Source organism: Rhodococcus sp. NPDC057014 (genome assembly GCF_042673295.1).
Classification (GTDB): Bacteria; Actinomycetota; Actinomycetes; order Mycobacteriales; family Mycobacteriaceae; genus Rhodococcus_F.
In genome coordinates, this window is the sequence record NZ_JBHUSF010000020.1 from 50,826 (window position 1) to 57,070 (window position 6,245).

Annotated in this window: 7 protein-coding genes; all 7 read left to right on the forward strand. The window is 70.9% G+C overall.

Features of this window, described 5'->3' with window-relative positions:
- The first annotated feature begins 22 nt into the window (after window positions 1-22).
- Window positions 23-706, forward strand: coding sequence for a ribulose-phosphate 3-epimerase (rpe, locus tag ACFTZB_RS06890; protein WP_072942121.1), 684 nt, complete (start codon window positions 23-25; stop codon window positions 704-706).
- Between the two features lie 28 nt (window positions 707-734).
- Window positions 735-1,787: a bifunctional diaminohydroxyphosphoribosylaminopyrimidine deaminase/5-amino-6-(5-phosphoribosylamino)uracil reductase RibD gene (gene ribD, locus ACFTZB_RS06895; protein ID WP_378430714.1), complete on the forward strand. Its 1,053-nt coding sequence runs from the start codon at window positions 735-737 to the stop codon at window positions 1,785-1,787.
- An 11-nt stretch (window positions 1,788-1,798) separates the two neighbouring features.
- A complete protein-coding gene (locus ACFTZB_RS06900; protein WP_378430708.1) occupies window positions 1,799-2,407 on the forward strand; it encodes a riboflavin synthase in 609 nt (202 codons plus the stop codon).
- A gap of 80 nt (window positions 2,408-2,487) precedes the next feature.
- Window positions 2,488-3,741, forward strand: a complete 1,254-nt coding sequence (locus ACFTZB_RS06905) for a bifunctional 3,4-dihydroxy-2-butanone-4-phosphate synthase/GTP cyclohydrolase II (protein ID WP_378430709.1) — start codon at window positions 2,488-2,490, stop codon at window positions 3,739-3,741.
- Window positions 3,738-4,229 carry a 6,7-dimethyl-8-ribityllumazine synthase gene (gene ribH, locus ACFTZB_RS06910; protein WP_087555955.1) on the forward strand — a complete coding sequence of 164 codons (492 nt, stop codon included), beginning with the start codon at window positions 3,738-3,740 and terminating at the stop codon, window positions 4,227-4,229. The genes ACFTZB_RS06905 and ribH overlap by 4 nt, the downstream gene beginning before the upstream one ends.
- A 13-nt stretch (window positions 4,230-4,242) precedes the next feature.
- A complete protein-coding gene (locus ACFTZB_RS06915; protein WP_378430710.1) occupies window positions 4,243-4,695 on the forward strand; it encodes a PH domain-containing protein in 453 nt (150 codons plus the stop codon).
- A 68-nt stretch (window positions 4,696-4,763) separates the two neighbouring features.
- The coding region (gene uvrC, locus ACFTZB_RS06920; protein WP_378430711.1) for an excinuclease ABC subunit UvrC at window positions 4,764-6,245 on the forward strand (1,482 nt) is incomplete at its 3' end.

A 6,245-nucleotide genomic window follows, 5' to 3' on the forward strand; every position in this document is an offset into this window, starting at 1 on the left:
GCGTACGACTAAACTTCGGCGCGTGGCAACCCCGATGATCGCACCGTCCATTCTGTCTGCCGATTTCGCGCGTCTCGCCGAGGAGGCGGACGCGGTCGCCGGTGCCGACTGGCTGCACGTCGACGTGATGGACGCACATTTCGTGCCCAACCTGACTCTCGGCCTCCCCGTCGTCACGAGTCTCCTGGCGGCGACGGACATCCCGCTCGACTGCCACCTCATGATCGACGACCCCGGCCGCTGGGCGCCGCCCTACGCGGAGGCCGGGGCGCACAACGTCACGTTCCACGCCGAGGCGACGGACGACCCCCGGTCCGTCGCCCGCGACATCCGCGCCGCCGGCGCCAAGGCCGGCCTCAGCGTCAAGCCCGGCACGCCGATCGAGCCGTACCTGGAGATCCTGAAGGACTTCGACACGCTCCTCGTGATGAGCGTCGAACCCGGATTCGGTGGGCAGTCGTTCATCCCGGAGGTCCTGTCGAAGGCGAAGGCCGTCCGCCGCCTCGTCGACTCGGGTGAGCTGCGGCTGGTCGTGGAAATCGACGGCGGCATCAACGCCGACACCGTCGAGGCCGCCGCCGAGGCGGGCGTCGACTGCTTCGTCGCCGGCTCCGCCGTCTACGGCACGAGCGATCCCGCCGAGGCCGTGCGCGCCCTGCGTGCCAGCGCCGCGAAGGCGTCGCCGCACCTGAGTCTGTCCCGGTAGCGGTACCCGGCACATCGTGAACCCCCACGTGCGGCACGAGAATTCGGCTGCGGACCTCGATGCCGCGATGCAGATCGCGATCGGCGCCGCGGAGTCGGCGCGCGGATTCACCAGCCCGAACCCGGCGGTCGGTGCGGTGGTCCTCGACGCCGCCGGGCGCATCGCCGGTGTCGGGATGACGCAGCCGCCCGGCGGCCCCCACGCCGAGATCGTCGCGCTGCGGGAGGCAGGGGACGCCGCCCGCGGCGGCACCGCCGTCGTCACGCTGGAACCGTGCAACCACACCGGCCGGACCGGGCCGTGCTCGCGGGCGCTCCTCGATGCCGGTGTGGTCGCCGTGCACTACGCGGTGGGCGACCCGAACCCGGAGGCCGCGGGCGGGGCGGAGACCCTCGTCTCCGCCGGCGTCGAGGTGACGTCCGGTCTGCGCGCGCAGGACGTCGAACGCGGTCCGCTGCGGGCGTGGCTGCACCGCCAGCGCACCGGACGACCGCACGTGACCTGGAAGTACGCCGCCACGCTCGACGGGCGCAGCGCGGCCGCCGACGGCACCAGCCAGTGGATCACCGGTCCCGAGGCGCGCGCCCGCGTGCACGCCGACCGCGCGAAACTCGACGCGATCGTGGTCGGCACGGGGACGGTGCTGGCCGACGACCCGCGCCTGACCGCCCGCACGCCCGACGGGTCCCTCGCCGCGCACCAGCCGGTGCGCGTCGTCGTCGGACTCGGCGACATCCCGCCGGGCGCCCACGTCCTCGACGACTCGGCGCCCACACTGCGGCTGCGCACCCGGGACGTCGACGAGGTCCTCGCCGCGCTCGCCGAGTACACCGACGTGCTGCTCGAGGGCGGGCCCCGGCTGGCGGGCGCGTTCCTCGCCGCGGGCCGGGTCGACCGCATCCAGGCGTACCTCGCCCCGCTGGTACTCGGTGCGGGAGCGTCCGCGGTGTCGGAGGCGGGTGTGCACACGATCGACGAGGCCCTGCGGTTCCGGCACGAGTCGGTCGAAACAATCGGCCCCGATCTGTTGTTGAGTCTGGTTCCAGCAGTGTCCGAAAACCCTGACAGTCACCGAACGTAGGAGAAGCCACAGTGTTCACCGGGATCGTCGAAGAATTGGGTGAGGTCGTCGCCAAGGAGGAACTGGCCGACGCCGCACGGTTCACCGTGCGTGGTCCGGTCGTGACTTCCGATGCGTCGCATGGTGATTCGATCGCGGTCAACGGCGTGTGCCTGACCGTCGTCGAGGTGCTCGCCGACGGCTCCTTCACCGCGGACGTCATGCAGGAGACGTTGAACCGGTCGAGCCTCGAGAAGATCGACGTGGGCAGCCGCGTCAACCTGGAGCGGGCCGCCGCGCTGAACAGCCGCCTCGGCGGCCACCTCGTCCAGGGCCACGTCGACGGCACCGGGCACATCATCAGCCGCAGCCCGTCCGAGAACTGGGAGGTGGTGCGCATCGCCCTTCCCGACGCCATCTCCCGGTACGTCGTGGAGAAGGGCTCGATCACGGTCGACGGTGTGTCGCTGACGGTGTCGGCGCTCGGCGGGGAACGCGGCGCCGAATACTTCGAGATCTCGCTCATCCCGACCACACTGCAACTGACCACGCTGGGGGCGGCGTCCGTCGGGACGCCCGTCAACCTCGAGGTCGACGTGATCGCGAAGTATGTGGAGCGGCTGCAAGCGGCCGGCCGCTGAGTCGTACTGTTGAGGAGCATCCCACGGATGCATCCGTTGTATTCGAAGATGCGTCAGTCAAGACTTTGGAGACCGAGCACGTGACCAGGTTCGACAGTATCGAGCGCGCCGTTGCGGATATCGCCGCAGGCAAGGCTGTCGTCGTCGTCGACGACGAAGACCGCGAGAACGAGGGAGACCTCATCTTCGCCGCGGAGAAGGCCACCCCCGAGTTGGTTGCCTTCATGGTCCGATACACCTCCGGCTATCTCTGTGTGCCGCTCGACGGTGCCGACTGCGACCGGCTCGGCCTGCCCCCGATGTACGCCACCAACCAGGACAAGCACGGCACCGCGTACACCGTCACCGTCGACGCCCGCGAGGGCATCGGCACCGGCATCTCCGCGTCCGACCGGGCCGCCACCATGCGGTTGCTGGCCGACCCGGCCAGCGGCGCCCAGGACTTCACCCGCCCCGGCCACGTCGTGCCGTTGCGGGCCAAGGAGGGCGGCGTGCTGCGCCGTCCCGGTCACACCGAGGCCGCCGTCGACCTCGCCCGGATGGCCGACCTCCGGCCCGCCGGCGTGATCTGCGAGATCGTCAGCCAGAAGGACGAGGGCCACATGGCCCAGACTGACGAGCTGCGGGTCTTCGCCGACGACCACGACCTCGCGCTGATCTCCATCGCCGACCTCATCGCGTGGCGCCGCAAGCACGAGAAGCACGTGGAGCGGGTCGCGTCCGCGCGGATCCCCACCCGGCACGGCGAGTTCACCGCCGTCGGGTACCGGAGCATCTACGACGACGTCGAGCACGTGGCCCTGGTCCGCGGCGACCTGCCCGGCCCGGACGGCGACGGCAGTGATGTGCTGGTGCGGGTGCACTCCGAGTGCCTCACCGGCGACGTGTTCGGTTCGCTGCGCTGCGACTGTGGTCCCCAGCTCGACGCCGCCCTGGACATGGTCGCGCAGGAGGGCCGCGGGGTGGTCCTGTACATGCGCGGGCACGAGGGCCGCGGCATCGGCCTGATGCACAAGCTGCAGGCCTACCAGCTGCAGGACGCCGGCTCGGACACCGTCGACGCCAACCTCGAGCTGGGCCTGCCCGCCGACGCCCGGGACTACGGCATCGGCGCGCAGATCCTGGTGGACCTGGGCATCTCCTCGATGCGGCTGCTCACCAACAACCCGGCCAAGCGGGTCGGACTCGACGGCTACGGGCTGCAGATCACCGAGCGGGTGTCCATGCCGCTGCGCGCCAACGCCGAGAACCTGACATACCTGCGCACGAAGCGGGACCGCATGGGCCACGACCTGATCGGGCTCGACGACTTCGAAGCGGGGGAGATGCTGTGAGCGGCGAGGGACTGCCCGAGCTCCAACTCGGGGAGGCGGGCGACCTCCGGCTCGCCATCGTCGCCGGCAGCTGGCACGCGGAGATCTCCGAGGCGCTGATCGCCGGTGCGCAGCGCGTGGCCGCCGAGGCGAACGTGAAGAACGTCACGCTGGTCCGCGTCGCGGGCGCCATCGAACTGCCCGTGGTCGCGCAGGCGCTCGCCCGCAGCCACGACGCCGTCGTCGCGCTCGGTGTCGTGATCCGCGGCGGGACCCCGCACTTCGAATACGTCTGCGACGCCGTCACGGCCGGTCTGACCCGGGTCTCGCTGGACGAGAGCACCCCGGTCGGGAACGGTGTGCTCACCACGGACACCGAGCAGCAGGCCGTCGACCGCAGCGGCCTGCCCGGGTCCGTCGAGGACAAGGGCGGGCAGGCGTGCGCTGCCGCACTCGACACCGCCGTCACGTTGGCGCGACTGCGCCGGGCCGAGGAGTCCTTCGCATGATCCGGATCCGCCCGTGACCACCCCCGAATCCGAGTGGACACTCGTCGCGAAGCCACGCAAGTCCCGCCGCTACGCGATCGGGGTGGCGGTCCTGCTCGTCGTCGTCCACGTGACGTTCGCGATCCTGTTGCGCGGCGATTCGACGGGCGTGTACTTCCGGCTCGCCGACCAGTTGGCGTTCGCGGGCATCGGCTGCCTCTTCGCCGCCGCCGTCCTGCTGCTGACCCGCCCGCGGGTGCGCATCGGGCCCCGCGGCATCGCCGTGCGGAACGTGCTCGGTGAGCGCATCGTCGACTGGGACCTGTACGAGGGGCTGTCCTTCCCGGACGGCTCGGCGTGGGCGCGGATCGAGCTGCCCGACGACGAGTACCTGGCCGTGATGGCCATCCAGTCGAACGACCGCGAGTACGCCGTCGACGCCGTCGACCGGTTCCGCGCGCTCGCGTCGGAGTACGCGCCGTCCTGACCGGGCAGCCACCCCTCCGTGACGCCGCGGATGCGGGGTTGGTCGGTGGCGCCGACTAACGTGGAGGGGTGCCCGATCCTTCGACATATCGCCCCGCGACCGGAACGATTCCGGTCGACCCGGGGGTGTACAAGTTCCGCGATCCGCACGGCCGGGTCATCTATGTCGGGAAGGCGAAGAGTCTTCGATCACGGCTGAATTCCTATTTCGCCGACGTCTCGACGCTGCACCCGCGCACCCGCCAGATGGTGACCACGGCCGGCAGCGTCGAGTGGACCGTGGTGAGCACCGAGGTCGAGGCGCTTCAGCTCGAATACAACTGGATCAAGGAATTCGATCCCCGGTTCAACGTCCGCTACCGCGACGACAAGACGTACCCGGTTCTCGCGGTCACCCTGAACGAGGAGTACCCGCGGCTGTTCGTCTACCGCGGCCCCCGGCGCAAGGGTGTCCGCTACTTCGGCCCCTACTCGCACGCGTGGGCCATCCGCGAAACCCTCGACCTGCTGCTGCGGGTGTTCCCCGCCCGCACCTGCTCGGCCGGGGTGTTCAAGCGGCACAACCAGATCGGCCGCCCCTGCCTGCTCGGCTACATCGACAAGTGCTCCGCGCCGTGCGTCGGCCGCGTGTCCGCGGCCGAACACCGCAAGATCGTCGAGGACTTCTGCGACTTCCTGTCGGGGCGCACCGACAAACTGGTCCGGCAGCTCGAGGCCCGGATGCAGCAGGCGTCCGAGGAACTCGACTTCGAGACGGCGGCGCGGCTGCGCGACGACGTGGGCGCATTGCGGCGGGCGCTGGAGAAGCAGGCCGTCGTGCTCGGCGACGGCACCGACGCCGACGTCGCCGCGTTCGCGACCGACGAACTCGAGGCGGCGGTCCAGGTGTTCCACGTCCGGGGCGGCCGCGTCCGCGGGCAGCGCGGCTGGGTGGTCGAGAAGGCCGGCGACGTCATCGACTGGGCCGCCGTCGATTCCGAGGCGGGCTCGGACCTGCCGTTGCTGGTCGAGCAGTTCCTCACCCAGTTCTACGGTGAGCAGGCGGCGCTGTCGGGTGCCGCCGACCCGGAGGCGGGCAGCAGCGGGGTGCCGCGGGAGGTGCTCGTGCCCGTGCTGCCGCCGGACGCCGAGCAGGTGCAGGAATGGCTCAGCGGGCTCCGCGGCTCCGCCGTCCGTCTCCGGGTGCCGCAGCGCGGCGACAAGAAGGCACTCGCCGAGACCGTGCAGCGCAACGCGATGGAGGCATTGCAACAGCACAAGCTGCGCCGCGCCGGCGACTTCACGTCGCGGTCGGCGGCCCTGCAGGGCATCCAGGAGGCCCTCGACCTGGACTCGGCGCCGCTGCGCATCGAATGTGTCGACATCAGCCACGTGCAGGGCACCGACGTGGTGGCCTCCCTCGTCGTCTTCGAGGACGGGCTGCCGCGCAAGTCCGACTACCGGCACTACGCCATCAAGGAGGCGGCCGGCGACGGCCGCTCCGACGACGTCGCCAGCATCGCCGAGGTCACCCGGCGCCGGTTCCTCCGGCACAACCGCGACGTCGGGGTG